Origin of the sequence: uncultured Clostridium sp. (genome assembly GCF_910588715.1) — a bacterium.
Classification (GTDB): domain Bacteria; phylum Bacillota; class Clostridia; order Clostridiales; family Clostridiaceae; genus Clostridium.
The window spans coordinates 27,563-41,384 of the sequence record NZ_CAJURG010000008.1 but is presented as its reverse complement, the minus strand read 5'-3'; the positions used below and the strand labels follow the sequence as shown (position 1 = coordinate 41,384).

Here is a 13,822-nt window from a genome sequence, read left to right as displayed (position 1 = left end):
AATATTTAAAATTTAAGTAATGACTATTTCTATAGCATATTTTGAACTATTTTTCGTCAAATGTCAATTATATTTTCTGTGATTTTTAAATTTTTCTAAAAATTTCATATGAAAACAATACCACTTTGTCTTATTTTGAAAATAAATAAGTATTTTATATTTTACAATAAATACTTAGTGCATTAATTATATTTTTGCTATATACTTAATAAAGTCGATTGATGAGAAATAATTATTTAAATAATTTGAAATAAATAAAAAATTTAAGAAAAAAGAGGATACTATATGACGAATTTAACATTTAATGATTTAGGCTTAAAGGAGACTTTAGTAAAAGCTATTGATGATTTAGGTTTTACTACTCCATCTCCAATTCAAGCTGAAGCAATTCCAGTTGCCCTTTCAGGCAAAGATATTATAGGTCAAGCTCAAACTGGTACAGGAAAAACAGCAGCTTTTGGTTTACCTATGATAAACAACTTAAAAATTAAGGACGCTATTGGCTCAATAATTTTAGCTCCAACAAGAGAATTAGCAATACAAGTTCACGATGAATTAGTAAAATTAACTAAGTACGAAAAATTAAACATCGTTGCTGTATATGGTGGTGCACCAATTCATCTTCAAGCTAGAGACTTAAAGAGAGCTAATATAGTAGTTGGTACTCCAGGTAGAGTTTTAGACCATATAAGAAGAGGAAACTTACCTTTATCTTCAGTAGAATTCTTAGTATTAGACGAAGCTGACGAAATGCTAAACATGGGATTCATTGATGACATGGAAGAAATAATGAAGAGCATTCCAGAAGAAAGACAAACTTTATTATTCTCTGCGACAATGCCACCTCAAATCAAAAAACTATCAAAAAAATATTTAAAAGAAGATGCTGAACATATTGCTATTGCTAGAAAAGAAATGACTGGTTCTACAATAAAACAAAACTTCTTTGAAGTTAATGGAACTCAAAGATTAGAAGCTCTTTGCAGATTAATAGACTTTGATAATCCATCAGCAGGTATTATCTTCTGTAGAACTAAAAAAGGTGTTGATGATTTAGTTGCAGCAATGCAAGCTAGAGGATACATGGTTGAAGGTATGCACGGAGATATGTCTCAAATTCAAAGAATGAAAACTCTTGCTAAGTTTAAGAATGGTTCACTAAAATTCTTAGTTGCTACAGATGTTGCTGCTAGAGGAATTGACGTTGATGGTGTAACTCATGTATTTAACTATGAATTACCTCAAGACATTGAATCTTACGTTCATAGAATTGGTAGAACTGGTAGAGCTGGTAGAGAGGGTACTGCTTACAGCATAATTACACCAAAAGAATTTGGATTCCTTAAACAAATAAAAAATGTAACTAAGGGTAACATAGAAAAAGGAACTGTACCAACAGTTCAAGAAATATATAACGCTAAATTTGAATTAATGGCTAATGAAGTTTCTTCAATAATAGAAGCTGAAGATTATTCAAAGTTTTTAAATATTGCAAATCAATTAACTGAAAATCATGATTCTGTTAAAGTAATTGCTTCATTACTTCAAAGCCAATTCAAAAATCAATTATCTTTTGATTATTCAAGTGATAAACTTGAAGCTCCTGCATCACGTAAGGAAAATGATGTTAGATTATTCTTCTCTGCAGGTAGAAGAGATGGTTTAACTATTAAGTCATTAATAAATTACATAAAAAATAATGCTAAAGTTGGTTCTTCTCAAATAAGAGATATTGATATAATGGAAAACTTTGCATTTGTTAATGTAGATAATGCAATACATAGACAAGTTCTTGAAAAATGTACTGGTGGAAAAATCAACAAGAGAAAAGTTAACGTTGAAGTTTCAACTAACAATAAGAAAAGAAGAAATAATAGAAGAAATTCTAAATAATATAAAAAAAGATAAGGAAGTAATTACTTCCTTATCTTTTTTTTAGCTCCTTCAATTAAATATTCTAAATGACTTACATCAAAATTTTCTCTCTTTATCATTTTTAGTCTTTCTTCTGCTCTTTGCAATGTTTCTAAAGCTTCCGAAAAATCTTTTCCCTTAATAGCACTTGTTGCATATTCTATTAGATAATCTATTTTTAATGTCATTTCTGCTAAATCTTCTCTACCCTCATTAACTAAATTAATTAAAAGATCATAAACCTTTGGTGAAACTTTATTTCTAGAGTCTCTTAATAAATCATTATTTCTACTAGTTATTTTAGACATGTATATAACCTCCAAAAGTATTTGTATTTATTATATTATAACTTATTTATGTAAATTTACTCATAAAAATTAAACTTTTATTTTTGTATCTTATTAGACACAAATTTTAAAATCCTTAATTAAACAAAACAACATTATATAACTATTTATGTAATTTAATTACTAAAAACTTCACTTTTGCAATTTTTATTTATATTAATTTCATAAATTTAAAATTTATATAAATGTTAAATTTAAATTCCGCTATCTCAGATAGTTAAATTTACTTTATTAAATTTAATTATTTATCATATAATACATTATATTATTATAATTAAAACAATTTTTATATTTTAAAAATATATTTTTAAAAATTTTTACTTTCAAAAAATTATCAACCCTTTATTTTCCATGATATTATTTTAAATTTTAATAATCTTCTTATTTTTAAGAAAAAAGAAATTTTTTATTTTAATTGTTTCTTTTACTTTTTATGGGTTTTAAATTGTAAAATTTTTATAATTAAATAATAAAATTAGATGGAATAATTTTTTTTACATATTATTACTTGTATATAATATACTTTAATTCTAATAAAAGTATTTGTTGTTTTTTGTAAATTAATTAGTTTTTTTAATTAATTTTATATATTATTTTTAAGATTTAATAATTTTTTACTTCCTTTAAATTTAATTATTTATTTCTTATTAGAGGTAATAAAAAAATACCTAGTTTTTATACTAGATATTTGCTATGTATTATATATTATTTAGTTTCTTGTAGCAGTTTATTTAACTTATTTTGAACTAGCCATAACTTTTTTTGTTTTCTATTAAATGCTACCATCTTGTTTTTATTATTTTTACTTTCATCAAGAAGTTTAATATATTTTTCATCTGCTATTTTTAACGCGTCTTCAATTACTAAAAGCTCCTCCCTAGTAAACATAAAAATCGCCTCCTGCTAAAGTTTTTATTGTAATTTATATTTTTTCTAATTTAAATGTATTTAAAAGTTAAATACTATATTAAATTAAATAAAGGGAGCTATTAAGAATACCTAATAACTCCATTATATTATATCTTTTTTACTACTGATGATTTTAATTTCATAGCTCCAAATCCATCAATTTTGCAATCTATATCATGGCCATCTGTTACATCATATAATAAACGTATATTTTTAACCTTTGTTCCTTGCTTTAATGCTGATGAAGCACCTTTTACTTTAAGGTCCTTTATTATAGTAACTGTATCACCATCATTTAAAACATTTCCATTTGCATCTTTTATTATGCTTGCTTCTTCTTCAGCAGCTTGTGCAGCAGCAGTCCATTCATGACCACATTCTGGACATATTAAAAGATTTCCATCTTCATAAGTATATTCTGAATTACATTTTGGACAATTTGGTAACATAATTTCATTTCCTCCATTCGTTTGTTAGGTTCTATTTTTAACAAAAAGTATTATTTACTTTATTGCATTCTTTATACTATCATAGTCTAATAATATTTACAAACTTATGAACTTTTTAATATAGATTTATCTTATTTTCTTAATTTATATATAATTAAAAATCCAAATTGTAAAATAAAAATTATTATATTATTATAAAATTAATCAAGAAAATAGTACATATGGGGGTATAATATGAAATACGAAATTATATTATTTGATGCTGATGAAACATTATACGATTTTAAAAAATCTGAAAGAGAAGCATTTAAAAATACAATGCTTAAATTTAATATAAATTATTATGAAAACTACCATTTAGAAATTTATAAAGAAATAAATTCTGCTTTATGGAAAGAATTTGAACAAGGACTTGTTACTCAGGAAGTGCTAAAAATAGAGAGATTTAAAAGATTATCAAAAGCATTAAAAATTCACTTTGATGAAAATGAATTTGCAAATTCATATATAGAAAACTTAGCTGATGCTTCATTTTTATATGATAATAGCCTTGAACTTATTGAAACTCTTAATAAATCTTTTAGACTTGCCATAGTCACTAATGGACTTACTTCTGTTCAAAATAAAAGAATTAGACAATCTAGTATAGCAAAGTTTTTTGATGCTATAGTAATATCAGAAGAAATATTAATTGCAAAACCTAATCCTAAAATTTTTGAACATACTTTAAAACTTATGAATTTCTCTGATAAAAGTAAAGTTTTAATGATTGGAGATAGTTTAAGCTCTGACATACAAGGTGGAATAAATTTTGGAGTAGATACATGCTGGTATAATCCTAATAAAATTATAAATGAAACTTCTATAAAACCTACATATGAAATTTCTAATTTTGATGAACTAAAACTTTTATTACTTAATTCTTAGAATAATAACTAAAAGATTTTCATAAATCGAAAATTATTTAAATTTTAATTTTCATATTAGTTTAATTAATATTTACATATATCATTCTATTTCATAAGATATTATATCTCCAGAATTAGCATCTATTTCATAATTATATTCTTTATTATTATAATAAAACTCTACTTCATATTTTTGAATTCCATCATCAATATCTAATTTTACCTTTTTAAAACTAACTTGATTGCTTTCTAAACCAGCATTTTGTAATGCAATTTCTTTAGCTCTTTCTAATGAAATATTAGTTGTAGGATTAATATTACTTTGGTCGTTTGTTAAAGTATTATTTGGAGTATAATTATTTTCCATATCATATTTTATAATTTGCCCGTTATATGCATTAATTTCATAATCATATTCTTTTCCATTAGAATAGAACTCTATTTCATATTTTTGAATTCCATCATCAAACTCCTTGTTTAATTTAATAAAAGTAACTTCATCACTACCTAATCCTGCATGTTCTAATGCTATTTCTTTAGCTCTTTCTAATGAAATATTACTTGTATTATCTAAATTGTTGTTTGGTGTAATAACTTTATTACTATTTTGCGTATTAGGTGGATTTTTGCCTCCACTATTCGTCATATCTGAATTTGTACATGATACTAAACTAATACTAATAATTATTATAATTAATGATATACTTAATTTTTTCATTGCTTCTCCTTGATTTTAACCTACATATTTAGATTAAAATATAATAATTTTTATTTATATTTTAACCTAAAAAAATAAGTTTTAACCTAATATAAGTTAAAACTTATTTTTAATTATATACTATACTAAAACTTCACCATTAGCATTGTTTAATTTTCCTGTAAATATTTGAACTGCATCATATATGGCCCAAGCCCAACTTACCAATATTATAGGTGCAAAAATAAATATGGCAAATATTCCTATTCCTAATTGTATAAATCCAGTTTCCTTATAGCCTAAATAAAATCTGTGTATTCCTAACTGTCCTAGTAATATTGCAAGCACTCCAGCAATTATTTTATTATTTGAACTACTTCCACCATTATTACTTACACTATTTTTTATTTGATTAGTTAAATTATTTACTCCTCCTTTTAATCTTACACCACAATTTAAACATACCTCTGCATCTTTATTTTTTACTTCTTGTCCACAGTCAGGGCAATAATTATTCCCTTGCCCTTATTCGTTCCACACTTTACACATATTACTGCCTTTGGATTGCTTAATTTTTCTCCACATTGTCTACAATACATTATTCTTTTCCTCCATTTTCCCTTATGTTCAGCTTGTTTATAACTTGTTGAACCCAATTACATGTATATCCAAGCTTTCTTGATATTTCTTTAATATTTTTTCCATTATAGTTTTTTATGATATATTCTTCTACATAAGACTTAGAATATAATCTCATTGGAAATGTTACTTGTTGACCTCTAAAGTTCTCATATATCTTCAATGTAACTTCTTCCCCTAGAATCTCTACCATCTCCTTATAAACTCCACTATAACTTTCATACTTTTTTTTCATTCATTATCCATCTTTACCTCCCTTCAACTCTAATTAAATAATAACTTGATTAAGATTTTTTGTAATGCTGATTATAATTATGATTTTCTCTTGTAAAATAACCTATAAAAATCCAAAATTTCCTTAATTATTTCCCTCTATACCTGCAGCTATAACTGTAATAACTGTACCTAGTATCTTTAGTACTTTTACAATATTCATCTTCATCACCTCCCTTCAGTATTTAGACATATACTAATATTCATTAGGAAATAGCATTGTAGAATATTCTCCACTATCTATTACATATACTTTAATCCCATAATCTATCTGAATATCTTCTAGCTCTATTTCATGTGTGCATGAGTATTCAGAAACTTCTTGACTCTGACTTATTACAATTTTCTTTCCTTCCTTTCTTATCCTGAAAACTTGTAAGTAATCCAGTTCAACATTTCCTTTATCCTTTAACTTATCAATCATGCTCCACATTATAAGTTGTAGTCTTATATCTACTTTTTCATTTACTCCTCTTGTTACATATCTGTTATTTTTCTTGAACATCTTCCTATATCTCCTTATCATTACTAGTTTTTATAGCTACATTTTCAACCATTAATACCTACATATAGAATTTCATTCATACCTTTTACCTCCCTATAACAGAAAAAGTCTTAATCACTATCTTTATAGTAATTAAGACTTTTAGCTTTTATTTATTTCTTGTTTTAACATCTCAATGAATTCATGTGAAAATACTTTTTCTCTAATTGATTCTTTTATTAGCTCTATTAGTTCTAGCTCCGTTACATCAAGACTTCTTGGAATGTATGTTTCATCTCCTCTTCTAGTTGCCTTGTAGACACAGAACCTTACTTCATCTCTCTTTAGCTCCTTGATGTGGATTTTCTCTATTGAATATGTATATAGTCCTTCTCCAACTTTTCATTGGCTTATTATCTTGCAATATTTTGTTTCCTTGATTATCTTTTCTTCACTCTTCTTACCCATGTTACCCTCCCCTATGTTATTCTATTAGGAACTTATAAAGTTCTTCTGTTGTTACTACTACTATTGCAAAATCACTTGAAAACAAAAATAGTGAAGAAGTCCAATTAACTCCCTCACTACTTTCAATTACATCAGTATATTCTGGTATCAACCCTTGTAACTTATCTTGTTTCAGTATTTCGATATCTACGATATTTTCTGCTATAAGTATATATCCACCTAAATCAGTTTCTATATCTCTATTTGCTCCATAGTTTTCATTTAGTATATCTATTGTTGCTTTTATTCTTTCAATTACTTCTGATTGTAAGTTTTTTAATTCGACCAATTGACTTTCTTTATAAACTTTTTTCATTATATATTTCCTCCTTATAAGTATAAAAACTCTTACCCGTATATCTAAATACAAGTAAGAGTTTGTCTAAATTAATAATATATATTTATAATTAGCTTAGCTATATTTAAAACATTCTTTGCTACTTTAATATATAGTTTTATAAAATTTAAAACTAATTATCTTTAACTTCATAATAAAATGGATTAAAACCACTTTTACTATCACTAACTAAATTATTTATTGAAGCATTAGTGATTAATAATTCATCACTATTCTTATCATCAAACATAAATATTTGTATATCGCTTTCATCTACTTTTTCATAAAACTTTTGTAAAATTACTCCAATAGCTCTCCTATTTATAGCATCAAACGGTTTCGAAATGTGGTCTATAACTAAAATTGGAACAACTGGATATCTATTTTCTTTAATTAATAGTTCTAAAAAGCTTAAATATCCAGATAATTGCATAAGCGTATGTCTTGCCATGCTACCTGTATAGTATTTTTCTGAATTTTCCACCTTAATATCATCATTTGTTTCAACCTCATTATTAGATATCATTGGTTGGAGAATATTCCCCTTCTTTATATACTGTATTTTGAATCCATCTAGATTAACATCATGTTTTACTAATTCAGATACTTTACCTGCTGATTTATATAAATTAGTAATACTATTTGAAATAGCTTCTACCTTATCTATATCATCTGTGTTTTGTAATATTTTTATTAATTCTTTAATTTGCTTTATTCTTTTTCTTTTTTCTTTTAAGTCTGAATCATTATACATTATATCTTCATTTAGATAATCCTCTATAATAGCTACTGCTTTAATCTTTTCATCAACATTAAATCTCTTAAATCTATAATCGTTACATAAAATCTCTTGTTTTATCACTTCTCTTTGTTTCTTCATATCTTTAATAGTAGAATCACTAATAATATACTTATTAAAAGAAATACTATTCTCTAAATCCCCTATTAAGTTTGTTATTGGCTCAATTAAATACTGCAACTCATTCGTATTATTTAAAATAATCTTTAATTTATCTAATAATATTTTTCTATTTTCCGCTTCTACACTCATCCTCTTTGAATCTACAATACGATTTTCATATATCTTAATTTGTTCATCTAAATTATTATATATCACCTCTAACTCTGCAATAGTCTTTTTACCTTCTTTTATTTTGCTATGCTCCATATTCTTAATACTTTTAATTTCATCTCTAATCTTTTCAGAATTTCTTCCATTATATATAGCTGATATATTTAACTTACATAAATTTAAGTTAACTTTATTACATATGAATTCAAATCTATTTACTGACTTTTCTAACACCTTAACTTCATTTTCAAGATTTTCAAGTTCCTTCTTTAACTCTAAAATAGTAACTAAGTTCTTATTAAATATAAAATTTAATATTTGATTTAATTTTATAGAATATTTTATATCACTACATTTATCTAAAAAGTCATTTAAAATACCTTGTCTCTTCTCTCCTAAAAAATTAAACATTGTAAATGCTCTATATGTTAAATTTTCATCGGTAAATTCTCTTAAATCTTTTAATATTGAATCTTCTTTTGAAAATATAGAATTTAATTTATCCTTATATTCTGCACTGCCTATATAATCCCCTCTCTCTTCATCTTTATAATGAAAGTAGTTTACTTCTGAATTCATAGTTCGTGTCAATACATAACTAATATTGTTATAAGAAAGTTCCATTGTAGCTTCTTTTAAAGTATCTTTATACCAATACTGCTTATTTATTTTTTCCGATGAGCCTAACATAAAATCTATAAATTTATAAAACTCAGTTTTTCCTGAACTATTTTTACCTTTAAAATAATTAATTCCATAATCAAATTTATATGTATATTCTTTATTTAAGATATCCTTCATTATCAACTTATCTATCTTAAACATTATTCATAACCTCCTTAAAAAATTGTCTGTCAGTCATTTTTTTACTTTCATTTATACATTTATCTATAAACTTTTCTACTACAAAAGTAGATTTATTACTTTTTGAAACATACCTTATTTGTTGATTTTCAAATATTAAATCACCATTTTTAATTAATAAATGAATTGCCTTAAAAATGTATTCAATCTCATTACAGTAATCCTGAAATGCACCAGATAACTTAGAAATACACTTTAACATTATATCTCTAGAGTTTTTAACACTATAAACTTCTTTAACATTAAATATATTCTTCTTTATTAAAAAAGAAAACACCAAAACTTTATTAATGCTAAGTTCTTTATGTCTTTGTAATATTCCCAATATTATATCTGAATACCTACTTATTATAATCGCTTCTGCTAATATCATATTCTTTGACATTACATATCATCCTTCCAAGAAATTTGCCTTTCTTCTTCAATGTCAGCTCTTGTTAAATATATTGCTGCTCCATATTTTATTTGCTCATTCTTCGCATATGAGTTTGGTTTACCTTTAACTTCAATAAGCCTATTTATAGGCGTATCATTATTATTTTGCTCTAATATAACTTTGGAAAATTCATAATTTTCATATGTTGTATCCTCAATTTCATCTATCTTTCTCACCCTATTATTCTCCATATAAGAACACTTTAAAGATTCATAATAAATTTTATACATAAGATGGGTTTCTATACTCTTTCTAGATAAATTACATTCATTCAATTGAATACACTCTCTAGAATTTATAACGTCTAAATCCTCCCAATCTATTGTATTATTATTTTTAAATGAGGAATAACTTATTACAGGCTCATCTTCATCTATACTCCTGCATATTTCTACTATCAACTTTATAAATTTATCATATGTACAAATAAATGGTTTTCCTCCACTTACAGATTTCATAATTTCTTCAGTAATATATCTCATTAACTCTTGTATTCTAATATAATATATAGCTTCTGGTATACCGCCTCTTTGAAATCTATCTTCATATCGATTTAATATTTCATTGTCAATTTCTTCTATAGATTTGAATTCATATTTATCTTTAATACTATTATAAATAGATTTAAATTCTTCTAAATTTCCATTGAACATATTTTTTACTATTGTAATTAAAGAATTTGCTTTTTTGTTTGAATTATTTATCTTATTAAATAACTCTTCAGCATTTGTCTCAAAAACATTATCTTCATTTCCATATTCCTCATCAGTAAATAATATGTAACTTTTAATATTGCTGTAATTTTTTTCAGTAATTATCCAATTGTATAATATTTTTTCTGCGCTTTTACTTGAAATACTTGTCCTTTTTACTTGTATTGCAATATTACCTTCTATATTTCCAATTATACATTTATAACTTTCACTATTATTATCTATTTTACTAGTTTCAAAGCTTTTTATGTTTACATCTTCTAAAGTTTCAAATTCAATCTGTTGGTTTTTTTGCAATAAAGCCATATAATATATAAATACTTTTATCTGATAAGCAAAACCAGCTAAACTCTTTATACCACTCTCACCTGTAGAGTACATAATCTATTATCCCTCTCTAATTGTAGCTTAATTTAAACTAATTTTTCCATATCTTATGATTTATAAAAAAATAATCACTTATATTATAAATTATACCATTATAATTTGTAAATTTTAACTTTATATTGGTCCTTATTAATAAAATAACTGATATTTATAATACACTTATTCTTAATATCTATAAACAATAAAAAAACTGCGATAGAACATTTATATCCTATCGCAGTTTTACTATATACTTAATTATACAATTTCAGTAAAAACCTCACTTATTTATGGTACGGTTCTCCGTATCAGTATTAAGTGAGGTTTATTTTTTTAATAATTTTCAAAATTCTTTCAATCATATATTAATGCTAATCTTCTTAAACTCGTCTCTACAGTTATCTCTCCATTATCCTTTATTTGCTTTATTTCATCTAGTAGATACTCTTTAATTTTTTTCAAAACCTATAGTATCAAAATTATAAGCTACTAACGAATATTCTTTATATTTAGTAAAGTTTTCATTTTTTATTTCCTCTAGACTACTATATTATGATTTATACTGTAAAGCTTCAATCTGTGTAATTAAATTAGCTTGCTTTTTCAATCTTTCTCTTAACTTAGTTTTTTCTTTTATTAGCTCTATTAATTCTAGTTCTGTTACATCAAGACTTCTTGGAATGTATGTTTCATCACCTCTTCTAGTGGCCTTGTAGACACAGAACCTTACTTCATCTCTCTTTAGCTCCTTGATATAAATTTTCTCTATTGAGTATTTTAATTACATTGGTATATTCTGGTATTAAACCTGTAATTTATCTTGTTTCATTATTTCGATATCTACGATATTTTCTGCTATAACTACATATCCACCTAAATCTTGCTCTACATCCCTAATACCATAATTTTTCTCTAGTATATTAACAGTATCATGTATACTTTTAATAACTTCAATTTTATACTTTTTTAATTGTTTTAATTGTTCTTTTAAATAAATTTTTCCATTTTAAACTCCTCTTCTCAAAAAAGTGTGCTACACATTGGAAAATATGTAAAAACTCTTATTTTATATATAATATATATTTATAATTAGCTTTAATTCAGATAAAACTATAATTCTATTTTCCAACATACTTCCTTATACTAAATGATTATAATTTTAACAACTCTATACATATCTTTTGTTTTATTTACTAAATATAGTGTTATCGTTATAAATTATCTTTATCGTATATTTAATAGATTTTTTATTTCTACTCACCATTAAAGAATCTTTTTAGAATCACAAATCTAACATGTATTATTCAAAATATAATAAAATACAACGGAAAAATCTTTGCATTTCAAGACTTTACCATTGTATTTCACCTTGTTTATTATTTTTAATTTTAATTTTTATACTAAATTTGTAGATATATTTTAACTCTTTCTCCTTGAATATCTCTCTAAATAGTTATACTTTTATTTTTTTTAGATAAAACTAATGTTAATATAAATGTAACCACAAAAGCTATTCCAAGCGAGATAAAGAAGTTTACTATATTTTGAGGTCTTATTGTTACAAAACCTATAATCCCTGTTGGCCCTGGAGATACATTTAATACATTTGTAAATACCGAATATGCAGAACCCAAAGCACTACCTATCATAGCAGAATAGAAGGGTGTTTTTAACTTTAAATTAACACCAAACATAGCTGGTTCAGTAATCCCTAATAATGCTGATATACCTGATGTTAATGCTATGCTTCTTAATTTTTTATTTTTTGATGTAATAATTGATGCTAATGACGCTGCACCTTGTGCTACATTGTTACAAGATGCAATTGCTAAGAAAAATGAACCTCCAGTTACTGCTATATTAGCGAATAATTGCATTTCTACTGGAAGTATACTATGATGCATTCCAGTCATTGTAAGAGGTGCATATATAAATCCTAATACTGCTCCTCCAAGGAATCCCAAAGTATTATAAAGCCACATAAGAGCATTTGTTATGATTTCACCAGCGCCTCGCATTATTGGTCCTACTACCATAAATGTTGCAAGTCCTGTAATAAATACTGTAAATAACGGAGTTAATAAGTTATCTAAGAATTCTGGAATTACCTTTCTTAAAAGCTTTTCAATCTTAGCTAAAATATACGAAGATGCAATTACAGGTAATACTGTACCTTGATAACCTACACTTTCTATACTTAATCCAAATATATTCCAAGTTGGAATTGTTCCATCAACAACTGCAGCCCCATAACTATATCCATTTAATAAATCTGGATGAACCATTATCATTCCAATAACTGCTCCTAAATACGGATTTCCTCCAAATAACTTAGTAGCTGAAAATGCTATTAATATTGGTAAAAATACATATGCTGCATTTGCAAAAGTATTTATTAGCCTAGCTAAATCTGCAATTTGAGGATATGCTTCTACTATAGATTTACCTTGAATAAACAAATCTTGCGATGTTAGCACATTATTTATTCCCATTAATAAACCACTAGCAATTAATGCTGGTAATATTGGAACGAATAAATTAGATAATGTCTTAACTAATGCTTGAAGAGGATTCAATTTCTCATCTGCTTTCTTTTTAATCTCCTCTTTGCTAGATTCTGTTATTCCTGCTAAAGCAATTATTTCTTTATATACTTCATCAACAGTTCCACTACCAATTATTATCTGAAATTGACCTGAATTTGAAAAATAACCTTTTACTATTTCAACATCTGATAACCTATCTAAATCAACTATACTTTCATCTTTTAAAACTAATCTTAATCTGGTTGCACAGTGAGCTGCACTTATAATATTATCCTTTCCACCAATTATGTCTAAAATTTCTTTTGAGCTAGTTTTTATTTTTTGCTCTGTAGCCATATTTTTCTCTCCACCTTTCTTAAAA

At 25.2% G+C, this 13,822-nt stretch carries 14 protein-coding genes and 1 pseudogene; 2 read left to right on the top strand and 13 right to left on the bottom strand.

What is annotated here, in order from left to right; genetic code table 11:
- Positions 1 to 285: 285 nt before the first annotated feature.
- Positions 286 to 1,893: a DEAD/DEAH box helicase gene (locus QZ321_RS10380; protein ID WP_291747975.1), complete on the top strand. Its 1,608-nt coding sequence runs from the start codon at positions 286 to 288 to the stop codon at positions 1,891 to 1,893.
- A gap of 23 nt (positions 1,894 to 1,916) precedes the next feature.
- On the opposite strand, the gene QZ321_RS10375 is transcribed toward QZ321_RS10380, so the two are convergent.
- The 3 genes from QZ321_RS10375 to QZ321_RS10365 all read right to left on the bottom strand — a co-directional run bounded on the left by QZ321_RS10375 (position 1,917) and on the right by QZ321_RS10365 (position 3,619).
- Positions 1,917 to 2,222, bottom strand: coding sequence for a hypothetical protein (locus tag QZ321_RS10375; protein ID WP_291747972.1), 306 nt, complete (start codon positions 2,220 to 2,222; stop codon positions 1,917 to 1,919).
- A gap of 744 nt (positions 2,223 to 2,966) precedes the next feature.
- On the bottom strand, positions 2,967 to 3,149 hold the full coding sequence (locus tag QZ321_RS10370; RefSeq protein ID WP_291743833.1) for a hypothetical protein: 183 nt from the start codon (positions 3,147 to 3,149) through the stop codon (positions 2,967 to 2,969).
- A gap of 128 nt (positions 3,150 to 3,277) precedes the next feature.
- On the bottom strand, positions 3,278 to 3,619 hold the full coding sequence (locus QZ321_RS10365; protein WP_291747969.1) for a zinc ribbon domain-containing protein YjdM: 342 nt from the start codon (positions 3,617 to 3,619) through the stop codon (positions 3,278 to 3,280).
- Positions 3,620 to 3,853: 234 nt separating this feature from the next.
- On the opposite strand from QZ321_RS10365, the gene QZ321_RS10360 reads away from it, so the two are divergent.
- The gene (locus tag QZ321_RS10360; RefSeq protein ID WP_291747966.1) at positions 3,854 to 4,546 is read left to right on the top strand and encodes a YjjG family noncanonical pyrimidine nucleotidase; all 693 of its coding nucleotides are present in this window, start codon (positions 3,854 to 3,856) and stop codon (positions 4,544 to 4,546) included.
- Positions 4,547 to 4,627: 81 nt separating this feature from the next.
- Here the strand turns inward: QZ321_RS10360 and QZ321_RS10355 are convergent, their stop codons facing one another.
- The 10 genes and pseudogenes from QZ321_RS10355 to QZ321_RS10310 form a co-directional block, all read right to left on the bottom strand.
- Positions 4,628 to 5,245 (bottom strand): PepSY domain-containing protein, encoded by a 618-nt coding sequence (locus QZ321_RS10355; protein ID WP_291743839.1) that lies wholly within the window; start codon positions 5,243 to 5,245, stop codon positions 4,628 to 4,630.
- A gap of 120 nt (positions 5,246 to 5,365) precedes the next feature.
- A complete protein-coding gene (locus tag QZ321_RS10350) occupies positions 5,366 to 5,572 on the bottom strand; it encodes an NINE protein (RefSeq protein ID WP_291747963.1) in 207 nt (68 codons plus the stop codon).
- Positions 5,573 to 5,822: 250 nt separating this feature from the next.
- Positions 5,823 to 6,098 (bottom strand): Mor transcription activator family protein, encoded by a 276-nt coding sequence (locus tag QZ321_RS10345; protein WP_291747960.1) that lies wholly within the window; start codon positions 6,096 to 6,098, stop codon positions 5,823 to 5,825.
- A 234-nt stretch (positions 6,099 to 6,332) separates the two neighbouring features.
- On the bottom strand, positions 6,333 to 6,641 hold the full coding sequence (locus QZ321_RS10340) for a DUF960 family protein (protein ID WP_291747957.1): 309 nt from the start codon (positions 6,639 to 6,641) through the stop codon (positions 6,333 to 6,335).
- A 141-nt stretch (positions 6,642 to 6,782) separates the two neighbouring features.
- Positions 6,783 to 7,088: pseudogene (locus QZ321_RS10335) on the bottom strand (hypothetical protein).
- Between the two features lie 16 nt (positions 7,089 to 7,104).
- Positions 7,105 to 7,443, bottom strand: coding sequence for a hypothetical protein (locus QZ321_RS10330; protein ID WP_291747955.1), 339 nt, complete (start codon positions 7,441 to 7,443; stop codon positions 7,105 to 7,107).
- A gap of 154 nt (positions 7,444 to 7,597) precedes the next feature.
- On the bottom strand, positions 7,598 to 9,361 hold the full coding sequence (locus QZ321_RS10325; protein WP_291747953.1) for a hypothetical protein: 1,764 nt from the start codon (positions 9,359 to 9,361) through the stop codon (positions 7,598 to 7,600).
- Positions 9,354 to 9,785: a hypothetical protein gene (locus QZ321_RS10320; protein ID WP_291747948.1), complete on the bottom strand. Its 432-nt coding sequence runs from the start codon at positions 9,783 to 9,785 to the stop codon at positions 9,354 to 9,356. The genes QZ321_RS10325 and QZ321_RS10320 overlap by 8 nt, the downstream gene beginning before the upstream one ends.
- The gene (locus QZ321_RS10315) at positions 9,785 to 10,930 is read right to left on the bottom strand and encodes a hypothetical protein (RefSeq protein WP_291747944.1); all 1,146 of its coding nucleotides are present in this window, start codon (positions 10,928 to 10,930) and stop codon (positions 9,785 to 9,787) included. The genes QZ321_RS10320 and QZ321_RS10315 overlap by 1 nt, the downstream gene beginning before the upstream one ends.
- Positions 10,931 to 12,360: 1,430 nt before the next feature.
- Complete coding sequence (locus tag QZ321_RS10310) at positions 12,361 to 13,797, bottom strand: sucrose-specific PTS transporter subunit IIBC (protein WP_042400207.1); 1,437 nt, start codon at positions 13,795 to 13,797, stop codon at positions 12,361 to 12,363.
- Positions 13,798 to 13,822 lie beyond the last annotated feature (25 nt).

Excerpts from the sequence above, each read along its gene's own strand:
- QZ321_RS10380 (WP_291747975.1), top strand. The coding sequence starts at position 286 with ATGACGAATTTAACATTTAATGATTTAGGCTTAAAGGAGACTTTAGTA.
- QZ321_RS10375 (WP_291747972.1), bottom strand. The coding sequence starts at position 2,222 with ATGTCTAAAATAACTAGTAGAAATAATGATTTATTAAGAGACTCTAGA.
- QZ321_RS10370 (WP_291743833.1), bottom strand. The coding sequence starts at position 3,149 with ATGTTTACTAGGGAGGAGCTTTTAGTAATTGAAGACGCGTTAAAAATA.
- QZ321_RS10365 (WP_291747969.1), bottom strand. The coding sequence starts at position 3,619 with ATGTTACCAAATTGTCCAAAATGTAATTCAGAATATACTTATGAAGAT.
- QZ321_RS10360 (WP_291747966.1), top strand. The coding sequence starts at position 3,854 with ATGAAATACGAAATTATATTATTTGATGCTGATGAAACATTATACGAT.
- QZ321_RS10355 (WP_291743839.1), bottom strand. The coding sequence starts at position 5,245 with ATGAAAAAATTAAGTATATCATTAATTATAATAATTATTAGTATTAGT.
- QZ321_RS10345 (WP_291747960.1), bottom strand. The coding sequence starts at position 6,098 with ATGAAAAAAAAGTATGAAAGTTATAGTGGAGTTTATAAGGAGATGGTA.
- QZ321_RS10340 (WP_291747957.1), bottom strand. The coding sequence starts at position 6,641 with ATGTTCAAGAAAAATAACAGATATGTAACAAGAGGAGTAAATGAAAAA.
- QZ321_RS10330 (WP_291747955.1), bottom strand. The coding sequence starts at position 7,443 with ATGAAAAAAGTTTATAAAGAAAGTCAATTGGTCGAATTAAAAAACTTA.
- QZ321_RS10325 (WP_291747953.1), bottom strand. The coding sequence starts at position 9,361 with ATGTTTAAGATAGATAAGTTGATAATGAAGGATATCTTAAATAAAGAA.
- QZ321_RS10320 (WP_291747948.1), bottom strand. The coding sequence starts at position 9,785 with ATGTCAAAGAATATGATATTAGCAGAAGCGATTATAATAAGTAGGTAT.
- QZ321_RS10315 (WP_291747944.1), bottom strand. The coding sequence starts at position 10,930 with ATGTACTCTACAGGTGAGAGTGGTATAAAGAGTTTAGCTGGTTTTGCT.
- QZ321_RS10310 (WP_042400207.1), bottom strand. The coding sequence starts at position 13,797 with ATGGCTACAGAGCAAAAAATAAAAACTAGCTCAAAAGAAATTTTAGAC.